The following is a 13,736-nucleotide window of genomic DNA, read 5'->3' as shown; positions in this document are numbered from 1 at the left end:
CGGTAATCCGGTAAGATTGCGGCACCGACCGCACAAGGTTAATTTTAATGAGCGTCATATTGCAAGAGCATGTGTATTTGCTGAACTGGCCAGTCGACGGCGCGACGACGCTCCCCGTGACCTGCATCCGATTCCAGCCGGCGCCGATCGACGCGGACAACTTCCGTTCGGCCGGCATCGATTGTCCCGCCCACATCGCCGCCGCCGTGCCCAAGCGACAGCGGGAGTTCTTCTACGGCCGCCTGTGCGCGAGATCGGCGATGGAGCCGCTGCGCCGGGACATCCCCCAGATCGGCACGGGCCGGATGCGCGAACCGCTGTGGCCGGCCGATCTCATCGGCAGCATCACCCACGCGGCCGACATGGCGGCGGCCGTGGTGCTGCCAGTCTCCATGGGGTATCAAGGCGTGGGCATCGATATCGAGAACATCCTCGGCGGCCAAGGCGCGCAGGAGGTGCGCGGCATCGTGGCCAATGACGGCGAAGTGCGCTACTTGGCCGGATTTGAAGATACGCTCGGCCCCGACGTCCCCCTGACCCTGGTGTTTTCCGCCAAGGAGAGCTTCTTCAAAGCGGTGCACGGCGAAGTACAACGCTACTTCAACTTCGACGCCATCGAGCTCGAACACATCGATTTGTCCGCGCAAAGCATGCGCTTCCGCGTATGCGAAGACCTCACCCCCCGCTTGCGGCCGGGCGTCCGCTGCGAGATCCACTTCCGGATACTCGACGCCACACACATCGCCACTTTGTGCCTGTGGCGACGCGATGCCGGCGACGCTTAGCGACGCCGGCTTGGGCGCGCGGACGGGCCACGCGGGCTGGCCGTACGGGTTAACCACATCCTAACGCGGCGGCGGTTTCAGCCTGGATACTTTACAATCGCAACGCATATTGCGGCCCCATCCATAGCGCGCCGCGATGAAAAGTATCCAACCAGCTCGCAAGGAACCCACATGGCCACCACCGATCAACCCCACTACACCGCCGAAGAAAAACGCAAGCGGGTATTCGCCATCATCAGCGCATCATCCGGCAATCTGGTCGAATGGTTCGACTTCTACGTCTACTCGTTCGCGTCGATCTACTTCGCCAGCCAGTTCTTCCCTAGCGGAAACTCCACCGCCGAATTCCTGAAGGCCGCCGCCGTCTTCGCGGTGGGCTTCCTGATGCGCCCGATCGGCGGCTGGATGTTCGGCCGCATCGCCGACCGCGTTGGCCGCAAGAAGTCGATGGTCATCTCCGTGCTGATGATGTGCGGCGGCTCGCTGGCGATCGCGGTGCTGCCGACCTACGCCACCATCGGCGTCGCCGCGCCGATCCTGCTGCTGATCATCCGCATGTTCCAGGGCCTGTCCGTGGGGGGCGAATACGGCACCACCGCCACCTACATGAGCGAAGTGGCGCTGCGCGGCCAGCGCGGCTTCTTCTCCTCGTTCCAGTACGTGACCCTGATCGGTGGCCAGTTGCTGGCGGTGTTGACCGTGGTGGTGCTGGAGCAGTTCCTCACCGAGGCTGAACTCAAGGCCTGGGGCTGGCGCATCCCGTTCGTGCTCGGCGCCATCGCCGCCGTCGTCTCGCTGATGCTGCGCCGGACCTTGCACGAAACCATCAAGCCGGAGGACAGCAAGAACAAGGATGCCGGCACCCTGGCGGGCATCTTCAAGAACCACCGCGCCGCCTTCATCACCGTGCTCGGCTACACCGCCGGCGGTTCGCTGATCTTCTACACCTTCACCACCTACATGCAGAAGTATCTGGTCAACACCTCCGGCATGCCCGCCAAGACGGCAAGCGTGGTCATGACCGGCGCGCTGTTCGTGTATATGTGCATGCAACCGCTGTTCGGCATGCTGGCCGACCGCATCGGCCGCCGCCATTCGATGATGCTGTTCGGCGCGCTGGGCGCGCTGGCGACCTACCCGATCCTGGCCATCCTGCGCGGCAACACCAGCCCCTACATCGCCTTCGCGCTGATCACGGTGGCGCTGGCGATCATCAGCCTGTACACCTCCATCGGCGGCCTGGTGAAGGCCGAGATGTTCCCGCCGGAAGTGCGCGCCCTGGGCGTCGGATTTTCCTATGCCATCGCCAACGCCATCTTCGGCGGCTCGGCGGAATTCGTCGGCCTCACGTTCAAGAACCTGGGCCACGAGAACTGGTTCTTTATTTATGTCACGGTGATGATGGTGATCGCCTTCCTGTTCAGCATGCGCCTGCCCAAAACGCCGTCGTATCTGCATACGGATCACTGAAACAAGGCGCTCCCGGGCCAATCCGGACGGGAGCGCCACGCCACATCAGCGGTCGGCCCGGCCGACAGTTGCGACAGGATGTCACAAAACGCGCGATTCGCGCGTCTAGCAGGGAAGACCACTCCACTTGCCGACACCATGACCGACTCCGCCGCCTTCACCGCCCTCCGGCCCCGCCTGTTCGCCATCGCCTACCGCATGCTTGGCGTGCGCGCCGATGCCGAGGACGTGGTGCAGGACGCCTGGCTGCGCTGGCACGGCAGCGACCAGCTGGCGGTGCAGTCCGCCGAGGCTTGGCTGGTCACCCTCACCACCCGCTTGGCCATCGACCGCCTGCGCGCGCGCCAGGCCGAGCGAGAGACATATGTCGGCTGGTGGCTGCCGGAGCCAATCGTCGAGCTCGACGAGCGCACGCCCGAAAGCAGCGCCGAAATGGCCAGTGAGGTATCCATGGCTTTCTTGTGGGTGCTCGAACGCCTCTCTCCCGAGGAGCGCGCCGCCTTCCTGATGCGGCAAGTGTTCGACCACGACTACGCAGACATCGCCGACATGCTGGGCAAGAGCGAAGCCGCCTGCCGGCAGATGGTGCACCGCGCCCAGGAGCGGGTGCGGCAGCAAACGCCCCGCTTCGACGTGCCAAAAGACACGCATCGCGCCCTGCTGGGACGCTTCATGGCCGCAGCCCAGGCCGGTGACCGCGCCGCCATGAAGACCATGATGGCCGACGACGTGCAACTGGTGTCCGACGGCGGCGGCAAGATCAAATCGTTCCTGCGCATCCTGCGCGGCGCCGGCCGGGTGGCGGGCGTGTTCTGGTCGCTGGAGCACCAGTACCCGCGCAACGTCGCCTACCGTCAGGCCAGGGTCAACGGTGAACCCGGGTTACTGCGCTATGTCGAAGGTAAACTAGAGTCGGCCCAATCGTTCGTCATCGAGGACGGCCGCATCGCCGCCGTGCTGGTGGTGAGGAACCCGGACAAGCTGGTGGGCATTCCGCAAACTACTTTCTAGAAGCTGCCACGGGCGGCTGCGGAGTCGCCACGCATCTGCCAACCCATAAAAATATCACAATTGCAATTTTTACGTCGCAGATTTTCGTAATTACAACAGTTATATTTTTTATATCAGAAGGTACTCCGTTTCACCGTGCGGGCGTATGCTTATCATGCAAGCGGCTTCAACGACTTGAGAAAAATCAAGGAGAGATGTCATGGCTGATAAACAAACGCTGCATACGTTCGCCGACGTGTTCGCCCAAGAACAAGCGCTGTTCACGCCGGCACCATCATCGGCCACGGCAGCCGACGACGGTGAGCCCAAGGCGGCCGTGTTGTCGTCGCTCTACGACAAGGCGGCGAAGCGGCAATTCGCCGGATTGGCCCTGTCCGGCGGGGGCATCCGCAGCGCGACGTTCAATCTGGGCGTCCTGCAGGCGCTGGCGGACCTGGGCTTGCTGAGCAAATTCGACTACCTCTCCACCGTGTCCGGCGGCGGCTACATCGGCGGCTGGCTGAGCAAATGGATACATGGCGAGCCGGGCGGCGTGGCTGAAGTGGAGAAGCAACTGCGCAGCGCCGGCGACGGCCCCGCTCCCCGGTCAGAGCCGCCCGAAGTGCAATTCCTGCGCAAGTACAGCAACTACCTGACGCCAAAGAGCGGCCTGTTCACCGCCGACACCTGGACGCTGATCTGCACCTACGTGCGCAACACGCTGCTCAACATGACCATGCTGGTGACCTGGATGGCGCTGCTGTTCCTGCTGCCGCGCGTGATGCTGCTGGTGGTCGACGCACTGCGCGACCACCAGCGAGCCATCGTCCTGCCGCTCGGCGCACTCATTTTCCTGTTGTGCGTCTCCAGCATGGCATTGAATATCTCGCTTAAGGGGCCGGTGCTACAAACCTACGGCTGGCTGCAGGATCAGAAGTGGGTGCTGCGCAGCGTCTGCTACCCGCTGATGATCGCCGCCTTCCTCGGCAGCATCGCCTTCGTTCAATACCGCGACGAAATGATCCGCTATCTGGACGAACTCACCTTTCCATCCCGCCAGGCCGCCTACCTGCTGCTGCCGGGCCTCGTGTACTCGCTGTTCTGGGGCGGCGGCTGGCTGCTGGCGCAATTTCTGAACCGGCACGCGGCGCTGGCGCCGGACGCGCCGAAGCGCTGGCGCTTCTCGCCGGGGACGTGGCGCCAGACCGGCTCGGAGGCGCTGGGCCACGCCCTGTGCGCCATCGGCGCGCTGGCGGTCGGCACCCTGCTGACGGTGTGGCTTTGCAAAAGCCTGGGCGCCGCCGCCTTGAGCGGTTTGATCAACGTCCATTTGGTCACGCTGGGGATGCCGGCCATGCTGTGCGTCTTCGGCGTGACGATGACCTTGATGATCGGGCTGATCGGCCGCCTCTACAGCGACGCCAGCCGCGAATGGTGGGCTCGCCAAGGCGCCTGGACCGTGATCATGGCGGTGGCCTGGCTGGTGGTGTGCTGCGCCACGTTCTATCTGCCGCCGCTGCTGGCCTGGGCATTCGACCAATACGTCACGTCGGCGTCGCTGGCCGCCGGCTTCACCACCCTGGTCACCTACCTCGGCTTACGCTCGGGCAGCGGCAAAGGGACCGGCCATCCTGGCAAAACCGGCAGGCTGGAACTGGTGGCCCAACTGGCGCCCTACGCGTTCAGTCTGCTGTTTCTCGGCCTGCTCACCACCGGCTTGCTGATGCTGATCGCCGGCGGCCTGCCAGCCGTCACGTATCCACCGTCCTTCGACACCGCAGCGGTCCTGGCGCTATTCTTCGACCGCTACCTGACGCTCAGCGATAACCTTGCCTGGCGCGACCTCCTGCCAACCATGGCAGCCTGTGCGCTGGCTGCCTTGCTACTGGGCTGGCGGGTGGACATCAATAAATTTTCGCTTTATATGATGTACCGGCTGCGCCTGGCCCGCGCCTATTTCGGCGCCAGCAACACCGCCCGGTTGCCGCATCCCTTCACCGGGTTCGATCCCGGCGACGACCTGCCGCTGAAGGACTTGCTGCATCCGCGTCCGCCGCCGGGCGAGCCGTTGCGGGCCGGGCCGGTGCCCCGGCCCTACCACCTGTTCAACAGCGCGGTCAACCTGGTGCAAGGCACGGAACTGGCGTGGCAGACCCGCAAGGCCGCCAACTTTGTTTTCAGCCCGGCTTTTTGCGGCTTTGAACTGCCGGCCGCGAACGGCGCGGCCGGCGGCTTCCGCCCCACCGCCGCCTACGCCACGCACAGCGCCTTCGGTGACGACCACGACAACGGCATCAAACTGGGCACCGCCGTCGCGATCTCCGGCGCAGCCGCCAGCCCCAACATGGGCTACCATTCATCGCCGCCGCTGAGCTTCCTGATGACCTTGTTTAATCTGCGCCTTGGACGCTGGTCGCCCAATCCGGCCCAGGCCAACTGGCAACGCGCCTCGCCGGCGTTCGGCCTGTTTTGCATCGTCAAGGAGCTATTCGGCCTGACCAACGCGGAATCCGACTTCGTCTACCTGTCGGACGGCGGCCATTTCGAGAACCTCGGCTTATACGAGCTGGTGCGGCGCCGTTGCCAACTGATCGTTGTGGTCGACGCCAGCTGCGACAACGACGACCGCTTCGAGGACCTTGGCAACGCCATCCGCGAATGCCTGACCGACTTCAACGTGCCGATCACGCTGGACGTGGCCAACCTGCCCGGCGTGGCCGGCGGTGCGCCGCGCGGCAGTTTTGTCAGCGGCCGCGTCCATTACCACCAGGCCGACGGCGGCAGCCACGAAGGCGTGCTGCTGTACCTGAAGCCGGCGCTGACCGGTGGCGAGAACGCCGACATTTTCAACTACAGCCGTTTGCATCCATCTTTTCCGCACGAAACGACGGCCGACCAATGGTTCGACGAAAGCCAGTTCGACAGCTATCGCAGCCTGGGGCGGCACATCGCCACCCGGGCGCTGGGCCCGGCGGTGGCGGCGGCGGCCAGGGGCGGTTCGCGCGGCGACGAGCAAGGGTTCATCAGTCGGCTTAGCGATGCGCTGGCGACACCGCGCCCGCCGCCTCGACGCGTGTCAACCCGGCGCAATGCACCGGCAAGGCGAGGCCGTGAGCGTACCGGTCAGTCATGAAGTTCCCACAACCGCGCCGCGAACTATTTTCTAAAAGCTGTCACAGGCGCTACGGGTGACCCGTCTAACAAGGTATGAGGGGCGCAATGGTGCGCCTCCCCCTTTGAAAGGCATCATCATGACGCACACCGCCCGCATTTCCTCCTTCTACTCCGTCGCCCCAGCCAATCTGCAAGCCATGATCGCGCTGTCGGCGTCGGTCAAGAAAAGCTCGCTGGGCGTTCGCCTGGTCGAACTGGTCAATTTGCGCATATCGCAGATCAACGGCTGCGGCGTCTGCATCGACATGCACTGGCGCGACCTGATCAAACAAGGCGCCGATCCGCGCCACCTGAACGCCATCGCCGGCTGGCGCGAGGCGCCGTCGTCGTTCTTCAGCGACAGCGAACGCGCGGCCCTGAACTGGGCCGAAGCCGTCAACGCGCTGCCCCACAAGCAGCCGACCGACGCCGATTTCGCCCAGCTCAAAGAACATTTCAACGAGACCGCGATCGCCGAACTCAGCTACGCAATCGCGGTGATCCGTGGTTGGAACGTGATCAACGCCAGTTTGCATAACCAAATCCCGGAGGTGCCGGCGCCGGGATTCTAAAGCCCGAATCTTTCAGTTATGGGGCGGTACCGTACTCGTCCGCGCCGAGATCGATCACGCCTTCCGCCCGCGCCTGGCCGTTGATGTCCTTGACGCCGTTGACGGGGATCGCGCCGGAAGGGAAATATGTCGCCCACAGCGGCGAAGTCCAGGTGGTCAGCGCGGCGCCGGCGTTGCCGACATTGATGGCAGGCGACGTCTGTTGAAGGTTCAGATTGCCGGTCTGCGGCGCGACGTAACGCGGATCGGCCTTGACCTGGGTGCCCGGCAGGTTGGTCGAGCCGGACGCGCTGCCCCACCACAGATTAACGCCCCATACATTGCCGCTATAACCGCTCCCCTCTTGCAGGTAGTTTTCCGCGATCGTGCCTTCTCCATGGAAGATGTTATTGCTGAAGCGCGAGTCGATCACCTTGTACTGGAACACCACCTCCGCCCCCCAGCCCATGTTCTTATAGAAGGAATTGTTGTTCACATGGATGCGGCGCGCCTGGCCAGCGCCCGACGAATAGCCGCCCACCGACAAACCGGCCTCGCGGTTGTTGTAGACGAAATTATTGGTCATCACGATGTCTTCGGTAGCCTTGCCGCTGTGTTCGCTCGCGAATTCAAAGCCAATGTCGTTGCCGGTCGAGATGTTGCGGTCGAAAACAATATTGCGTCCGCCATCCACATAAAAGCCGCCGGCCGAGCCCTCCCCGCCGTACCACGGGTTGCTCGTGCTCGAATTGTTTTTCGCGACGTTGTTGCGCACCATGCCATTGCGGACCCGGTCGCTCTCGCCGCACGCCGAGCACTCGCCTTCGTAGCCGATGAAATCGAAACCGATATTGTTATTGTCGTGCACATTGTTGTTCAGCACCTCGAAGCGGTCCACATTGCCGTTGATGACCAGCGCCTCGCTGGCCTGCAGCACGTTTTTATACACTTCGTTGCCTTGCACCAGCAGGTCGGTGACGCCGGTCGCGTTCGTGCCGAGCACGGCCAGACCGTGGGCGCCGACCGAGCACGGGTCCTTGCAGGTGCTGGTGTTGCGGATGTCGTGGATTTTGTTGTTGACGATCTGCAGCTTCGCGCCGTTCCCTTCGATCAGAATGCCGACCGGCGTATTACTGCCGCTCGACGTGAATCCCGTCACGTCGAACCCGTCCACCCGCACATAATTTGAATTCTTGATGGTGATCAGACCTTGCCGGCCGGACGGGCTCAACCCGCTGCCGCTGATGATGGCTCCCGGATCGCCCTTCAATGTGATGAAGGCGCTAGCGGTGCCGGATTTCCCCGAAATCGACACCTTTTGCGCGTAAGTGCCGGCCAGCACCCGGATGGTATCGCCAGCGCCCGCCTGATCCACGGCGGCCTGGATCGACTGGCCCGGGTTGACGGTCATGCTGGCGGCAAGCGCGGCGCCAATACAGCTTGACAGCAGAAGGCCGGCAACCACGCGGCTAACGATAGTTTTGACACAGTTCATAGGCGTTCTCTCCAGTTAGGTTAAGCGACCAGCCATCTCATCCGGGTCGCGAAAAGAATAGTAGTAAGCAAACAAAGAAAATACAAGAAACTTTCGAAATATTTCGATTCGACGAGCCAATGCCGTTATTTAGCTTTTAAAGCGGTTAACACAACACATAACGAAAGACTTCGAAAGTTCCTTGCATTTCCGATTTCGTTTTATTACTATCGGTACCAGACAACAAAAAACGGGAGAATGGCATGGATGGAGCAATCGGCAAGGGACTTCGGCGCACGTTGATGGCGGTGGCGGTGGAGATGGCTTTATGCGGCATGGCATATGCGCAGGTTCAACCGGAAGCGCCGGCCGCGCCGGCCCAGGATCAATCCGGCGCGGCGCAGGAACCGCCGCCGGTCGTGGTGGTCACCGGCGCGCGCGCCGCGCTGGCCCGGTCGCTGGAACTGAAACGCAACGCCGACGTGATCCAGGATTCGATCTCGGCGACGGAGCTGGGCCGCTTCCCGGACGATAACGTGGCCGACTCGCTGACCCATATCTCCGGCATCTCGGTCTCGCGCACACGCGGCGGCGAAGGCCAGTACATCAATGTGCGCGGGCTGGGCTCGGGCTACAACATCGTCACCCTGAACAAGCGCATCCTCGCCACCGACGGCGACGGCCGCGACTTCGCCTTCGACGTGCTGCCGTCGGAGGTGATCAGCGGCGCCGACGTGATGAAATCGGCCGAAGCGGCCCAGATGGAAGGCAGCATCGGCGGATCCGTCAACCTGCGCTCGGCGCGGCCGATGGACAATCCCGGATACCACGCGTCGGTGCGCTTCGAGGGCGACCGCAACGACCTGTCGCGCAAGAACGGCGGCAAGCTCTCCGGCGTCGTCAGCAACACCTTCAACAACAACACCATGGGCGTGATCGTCGGCGCCGTGCTTTCCAAACGCAACGTGCGTACCGATTCGCTCGGCTACCAAACCTTCAATGCCGATTCGCCGGGCAGCTTCGACGCCAACGGCGACGGCGCCATCGGCACCGGCGAAAGCGGTTTGCTAGCGCCTTGCTGCATCTCCTTCGGATCCATTTTCGAGGAAAAGAAGCGCACCGCGCTGTCCGGCGCGTTCGAATGGAAGGTCACGCCGCAATTCCGCATGACGGTCGACGCGCTGGCCACCCGCCTCGACTCCCCGCAGGTGGGCTACCAGCAGTCCTACTATGTCGAACACGCGCCCGGCCGCTGGTCCGACGTGGTGATCAAGGACCGCCTGATCACCAGCATGACGGTGAGCGACCTGGTGCCCGAAATGAGCAACGTCACCACCGACCGCGTGGTCGACACCCGGCAACTGGGCTGGCACGGCGACTGGAAGCCCACCCCCGCGCTCAAACTGTCGGGCGACCTGTACCGTTCGACGTCGGAGCGCAATTCCGGCGGCAAGGACAGCTTCGTGGTCGCCGGCATCGGCGGCCGCAACACCGGCTACTACCGCGCAAACAATGGCCGCCTGCCGGACATCCGCGTCACTCTCGAGGACGGCCGCGACCTGGCCACCGAACTGGCCGCCGGCCGCCTGGGCAACAAGGATTACGGCGTCCACTTCGCCGGCCTGACCGGCACCGACATCAAGGACACCGTCGACGGCGCCACGCTCGACGGCCGCCTGTCGCTGGACGGCCGCTGGCACGTCGACGGGCTGCAGTTCGGCGTCAGCGCCACCAACCGCAAGAAGGACCGCAACGCCATCGGCAACGAGAAGAGCGGCGGCGCCTGCCAGTACTGCAATATGTACTCGACCACTTTCTCGTCGCTGGGCGCCGACGTCGTCAGCCCGATGACCCTGCCGAACTACATGCGCAACGCCGGCGGCAGCTTCCCCGGCACGTTCATGCGCTTCGACGTGCCGGCTTATTTTGCCGCGCTCAAAAGCCTGGACGGCAAACCGGTCCTCGACGACAGCGGCAACCCGACCGGCGAGACTTTCGACGTCAGCAAGTCGCAACCGGTGTTCGTGCCGACCGATTCCTACTCGGTGCGCGAAAAGACAGCCACCCTGCACGGCCAGCTGGAGCTGTCCGGCGAAAACTGGAACGGCAACATCGGCGCGCGCCTGGTGCGCACCAAAACCAGCTCGCGCAGCGCGATCGACCAGATCGTCGCCATCGACGACGCCACGCCGGATATCCCGACCAGCAGTCCGATCGTGACATACAGCCCGGCCGTGCCGGTGTCGCAGGACGGCAGCTACACCAAGCTGCTGCCATCGGCCAACCTGAGCTGGTGGGCCCGCGACGACTTCGTGGTGCGTGGCGCGCTGGCCAAAGTGATGGCCCGTCCCTCGCTCGACAAGTTGGCGCCGACCCGCACCGACAACACGCTCGACCGCAGCTACATCCTCAACATCGTCGGCGATCCGAACCTGCAACCGACGACGGCCGTGCAGCAGGACCTGTCGGTCGAATGGTACTACCGTCCCAAGTCCGCGATCACAGCGGCCGTCTTCGCCAAGCAGATCAAGAATTTCGTCACCTACCAGACCGACGAAAAGGTCGATATCGGCGTACCGGGCTACCTGTACACCGTCACGCACCCGGTCAACGGCGACAAGGCCCGCGTGCGCGGCATGGAGATCGGCGTCCAGCACCTGTTCGACAACGGCTTCGGCATCAACGCCAAGTTCGCCAAGACATGGACCAAGGCCTACCAGGGCGGCGAATACGTCGGCCAGCTCGAAGGCGTGGCGCCAACCGCCTCGTCGATCGGCTTCCTGTACGAGAAGAGCGGCGTCAACGCCTCGATCTCGTTCGACTACACCGGCGAATACACGCAAAGCACCAACGTGATCGCCGGCTTCCCGAACAAGGTCGATTCGCTGACGTGGATCACCGCCTCGGCCTCGTGGGACATCACCCCGAAGATCACGCTGTTCGTCGAAGGCAAAAACCTCGGCGATGCGGTCATGCGCTCCAACCTGGGCCGCTCCGACGCGCAGTACGGCTTCGAAACCTGGGGCCGCACCTACGCCGCCGGCATGAGCGTGAAGTTCTAAACATGACCTCTTCGATAACGATGACGAACAAAGCCGGCGCGCGTCCCACCGGTTGGCTCGGCTACGCGCTGACCACCACCTTGTTGTGGGGCGTGTGGGGCGCCTTCGCCGGCCTGCCCGGCCAGAACGGCTTTCCCGAAACGCTGATCTACGTTGTGTGGGCGCTGACGATGGTGCCGCCAGCCCTGCTGGTATTGGCGCGCAACGGCTGGCGGGTGCGGCGCGACGGCCGCTCCATCGCCTTCGGCCTCACCATCGGCCTGCTCGGCGCGGGCGGACAGATGATCCTGTTCTACGCCGTCAAGGCCGGGCCGACCTATCTGATATTCCCGCTGATTTCGCTGTCGCCGGTGATCACCATCGCGCTGTCCTACCTGTTCCTGCGCGAGCGCACAGGCATGCTCGGCGTGGCAGGCATCGTGCTGGCGGTGTGCGCGCTGCCGCTCTTCGACTTCACGCCGGGCGGCGCGCCACGACAGTACGGGCTATGGTTCGTGCTGGCCATCGGCGTGTTGCTGGCCTGGGGTTTGCAGGCCTACTTCATGAAACTGGCCAACGCCAGCATGGACGCGGAGAGCATCTTCTTCTACATGACCGCCAGCGCCCTGCTCTTCATTCCGGTGGCGCTGGCGATGACCGACTTCTCGCAGCCGATCAACTACGGCCCAAGCGGACCGCTGCTGGCAGCCGTCACGCAAATCCTCAACGCGGTCGGCGCCCTCACCCTGGTGCACGCCTTCCGGCACGGGAAGGCGCTGGTGGTCTCGCCAATGGTCAATGCCGGCGCGCCGCTGCTGACCACGGTCATCGCCATGACCGTGGCGGCCACGCTGCCGAACGGCTACAAGCTTGCCGGCATCGCACTGTCGCTTGCTGCAGCGCTGTGCCTGGCGCTGCAGCCGGACGACAACCCATCCGCCTGAACACACAGACTTCAAGGAACCTGACATGCAATATCTTCTCAATCTGGTGCGGCGCCACAAGGCCGGCGAAGCGGCCGGCATCTATTCGGTGTGCTCGGCCCATCCGCTGGTGATCGAAGCGGCCATGGAAGTGGCGGCCGCCGCCGGCGAGCCGGTGCTGATCGAGGCCACCTCCAACCAGGTCAACCAGGATGGCGGCTACACCGGCATGACGCCGGCCACCTTCCGCGACTTCGTGCACGGCATCGCCGACAAGGTCGGCCTGGCGCGTGAACGCGTGCTGCTGGGCGGCGACCATCTGGGCCCGAACGCCTGGCAGGACCAGCCGGCCGACGACGCCATGGCGAAAGCCGAACTGCTGATCGAACAATACGTGCTGGCCGGCTTCCGCAAGATCCACCTGGACTGCTCGATGTCCTGCGCAGGCGATCCGGTGCCCCTGCCCGACGCCATCGTCGCCCGCCGCGCGGCCCGTCTGTGCGCGGTCGCCGAAACCGCCTGGAAGCAAGCCGGCGGCGAGGCCCCGGTCTACATTGTCGGCACCGAAGTGCCGGTGCCCGGCGGCGCGCATGAGGACCTCGACGAACTGGCGGTCACCACGCCGCAGGCCGCCGCCGCCACCAGCGCCGTACACCGCGCAGCCTTTGCCGAAGCCGGCCTGCACGCCGCGTGGCCGCGCGTGGTCGGACTGGTGGTGCAGCCCGGCGTCGAGTTCGACCACCACAAGGTGATCGACTACAGGCCGGAAAAGGCGCGCGAGTTGAGCCGCTTCATCGAGGGCGAATCCACCCTGGTCTACGAGGCCCATTCGACCGACTACCAGATCCGCGACAGCCTGGCCGCGCTGGTGCGCGACCATTTCGCCATCCTCAAGGTCGGCCCCGGCCTGACCTTCGCGCTGCGCGAGACGCTGTGGGCGCTGGCCGACATCGAGGAGGAAATGCTCGACGGCCGCCCCGGCTCGAACTTCAAGAACGTTGTGCTGGAGACCATGCGCGCCGAACCCGGCTACTGGCTCAAGTACTACGGCGATCCGGTGCGCGCCCGCTTCGACCAACAGTACAGCCTGAGCGACCGGATTCGCTACTACTGGCCGCACCCGGCGATCCAGCAAGCCCAGACCGCTCTGATCGATTACCTGGAACACAACGCGCCGCCGCTGACCCTGCTGAGCCAGTACCTGCCGGCCCAGTACGAAGCGGTGCGCGAAGGCCGCCTGCCCAACCGTCCGGCAGACTTGCTCAAGGAAGGCGTGGCCAAAGTACTGCGTCAATATATGGACGCCTGCACGGCAGGCGCCGCAACAAAGGAGTTGGAAACATGTTAGT

General features: G+C 64.1%; 9 protein-coding genes. 8 read left to right on the top strand and 1 reads right to left on the bottom strand.

Annotated features, from left to right (window positions below; translation table 11 throughout):
- Window positions 1-47: 47 nt before the first annotated feature.
- From NHH88_16180 to NHH88_16160, 5 genes are all read left to right on the top strand, one after another.
- Window positions 48-785, top strand: a complete 738-nt coding sequence (locus NHH88_16180; GenBank protein USX17246.1) for a 4'-phosphopantetheinyl transferase superfamily protein — start codon at window positions 48-50, stop codon at window positions 783-785.
- A 171-nt stretch (window positions 786-956) separates the two neighbouring features.
- Window positions 957-2,255 (top strand): MFS family transporter, encoded by a 1,299-nt coding sequence (locus tag NHH88_16175; protein ID USX17245.1) that lies wholly within the window; start codon window positions 957-959, stop codon window positions 2,253-2,255.
- A 138-nt stretch (window positions 2,256-2,393) separates the two neighbouring features.
- Window positions 2,394-3,266, top strand: coding sequence for an RNA polymerase sigma-70 factor (locus tag NHH88_16170; protein USX17244.1), 873 nt, complete (start codon window positions 2,394-2,396; stop codon window positions 3,264-3,266).
- A gap of 199 nt (window positions 3,267-3,465) precedes the next feature.
- Window positions 3,466-6,378 carry a hypothetical protein gene (locus NHH88_16165; protein ID USX17243.1) on the top strand — a complete coding sequence of 971 codons (2,913 nt, stop codon included), beginning with the start codon at window positions 3,466-3,468 and terminating at the stop codon, window positions 6,376-6,378.
- A 118-nt stretch (window positions 6,379-6,496) separates the two neighbouring features.
- Window positions 6,497-6,970 carry a carboxymuconolactone decarboxylase family protein gene (locus tag NHH88_16160; protein ID USX17242.1) on the top strand — a complete coding sequence of 158 codons (474 nt, stop codon included), beginning with the start codon at window positions 6,497-6,499 and terminating at the stop codon, window positions 6,968-6,970.
- Between the two features lie 16 nt (window positions 6,971-6,986).
- Here the strand turns inward: NHH88_16160 and NHH88_16155 are convergent, their stop codons facing one another.
- Window positions 6,987-8,444, bottom strand: coding sequence for a hypothetical protein (locus NHH88_16155; protein ID USX17241.1), 1,458 nt, complete (start codon window positions 8,442-8,444; stop codon window positions 6,987-6,989).
- Window positions 8,445-8,686: 242 nt separating this feature from the next.
- On the opposite strand from NHH88_16155, the gene NHH88_16150 reads away from it, so the two are divergent.
- Genes NHH88_16150 through NHH88_16140 form a run of 3 tightly spaced genes read left to right on the top strand, consistent with a single transcriptional unit; the run spans window position 8,687 to window position 13,735 of the window.
- Window positions 8,687-11,485 (top strand): TonB-dependent receptor, encoded by a 2,799-nt coding sequence (locus tag NHH88_16150; protein USX17240.1) that lies wholly within the window; start codon window positions 8,687-8,689, stop codon window positions 11,483-11,485.
- A 2-nt stretch (window positions 11,486-11,487) separates the two neighbouring features.
- Window positions 11,488-12,408: an EamA family transporter gene (locus NHH88_16145; GenBank protein USX17239.1), complete on the top strand. Its 921-nt coding sequence runs from the start codon at window positions 11,488-11,490 to the stop codon at window positions 12,406-12,408.
- A 25-nt stretch (window positions 12,409-12,433) separates the two neighbouring features.
- Entirely contained in the window at window positions 12,434-13,735 is a 1,302-nt protein-coding gene (locus NHH88_16140; GenBank protein ID USX17238.1) for a D-tagatose-bisphosphate aldolase, class II, non-catalytic subunit, read from the top strand.
- Window position 13,736: the final 1 nt, after the last annotated feature.

It is taken from the genome of Oxalobacteraceae bacterium OTU3CAMAD1 (assembly GCA_024123915.1).
GTDB lineage: Bacteria > Pseudomonadota > Gammaproteobacteria > Burkholderiales > Burkholderiaceae_D > Rugamonas.
The sequence above is the reverse complement of the archived record's forward strand: the minus strand, read 5'-3'. Positions and strand labels throughout refer to the sequence as shown.

Excerpts from the sequence above, each read along its gene's own strand:
- NHH88_16140 (USX17238.1), top strand. The coding sequence starts at position 12,434 with ATGCAATATCTTCTCAATCTGGTGCGGCGCCACAAGGCCGGCGAAGCG.
- NHH88_16180 (USX17246.1), top strand. The coding sequence starts at position 48 with ATGAGCGTCATATTGCAAGAGCATGTGTATTTGCTGAACTGGCCAGTC.
- NHH88_16165 (USX17243.1), top strand. The coding sequence starts at position 3,466 with ATGGCTGATAAACAAACGCTGCATACGTTCGCCGACGTGTTCGCCCAA.
- NHH88_16150 (USX17240.1), top strand. The coding sequence starts at position 8,687 with ATGGATGGAGCAATCGGCAAGGGACTTCGGCGCACGTTGATGGCGGTG.
- NHH88_16170 (USX17244.1), top strand. The coding sequence starts at position 2,394 with ATGACCGACTCCGCCGCCTTCACCGCCCTCCGGCCCCGCCTGTTCGCC.
- NHH88_16155 (USX17241.1), bottom strand. The coding sequence starts at position 8,444 with ATGAACTGTGTCAAAACTATCGTTAGCCGCGTGGTTGCCGGCCTTCTG.
- NHH88_16175 (USX17245.1), top strand. The coding sequence starts at position 957 with ATGGCCACCACCGATCAACCCCACTACACCGCCGAAGAAAAACGCAAG.
- NHH88_16145 (USX17239.1), top strand. The coding sequence starts at position 11,488 with ATGACCTCTTCGATAACGATGACGAACAAAGCCGGCGCGCGTCCCACC.
- NHH88_16160 (USX17242.1), top strand. The coding sequence starts at position 6,497 with ATGACGCACACCGCCCGCATTTCCTCCTTCTACTCCGTCGCCCCAGCC.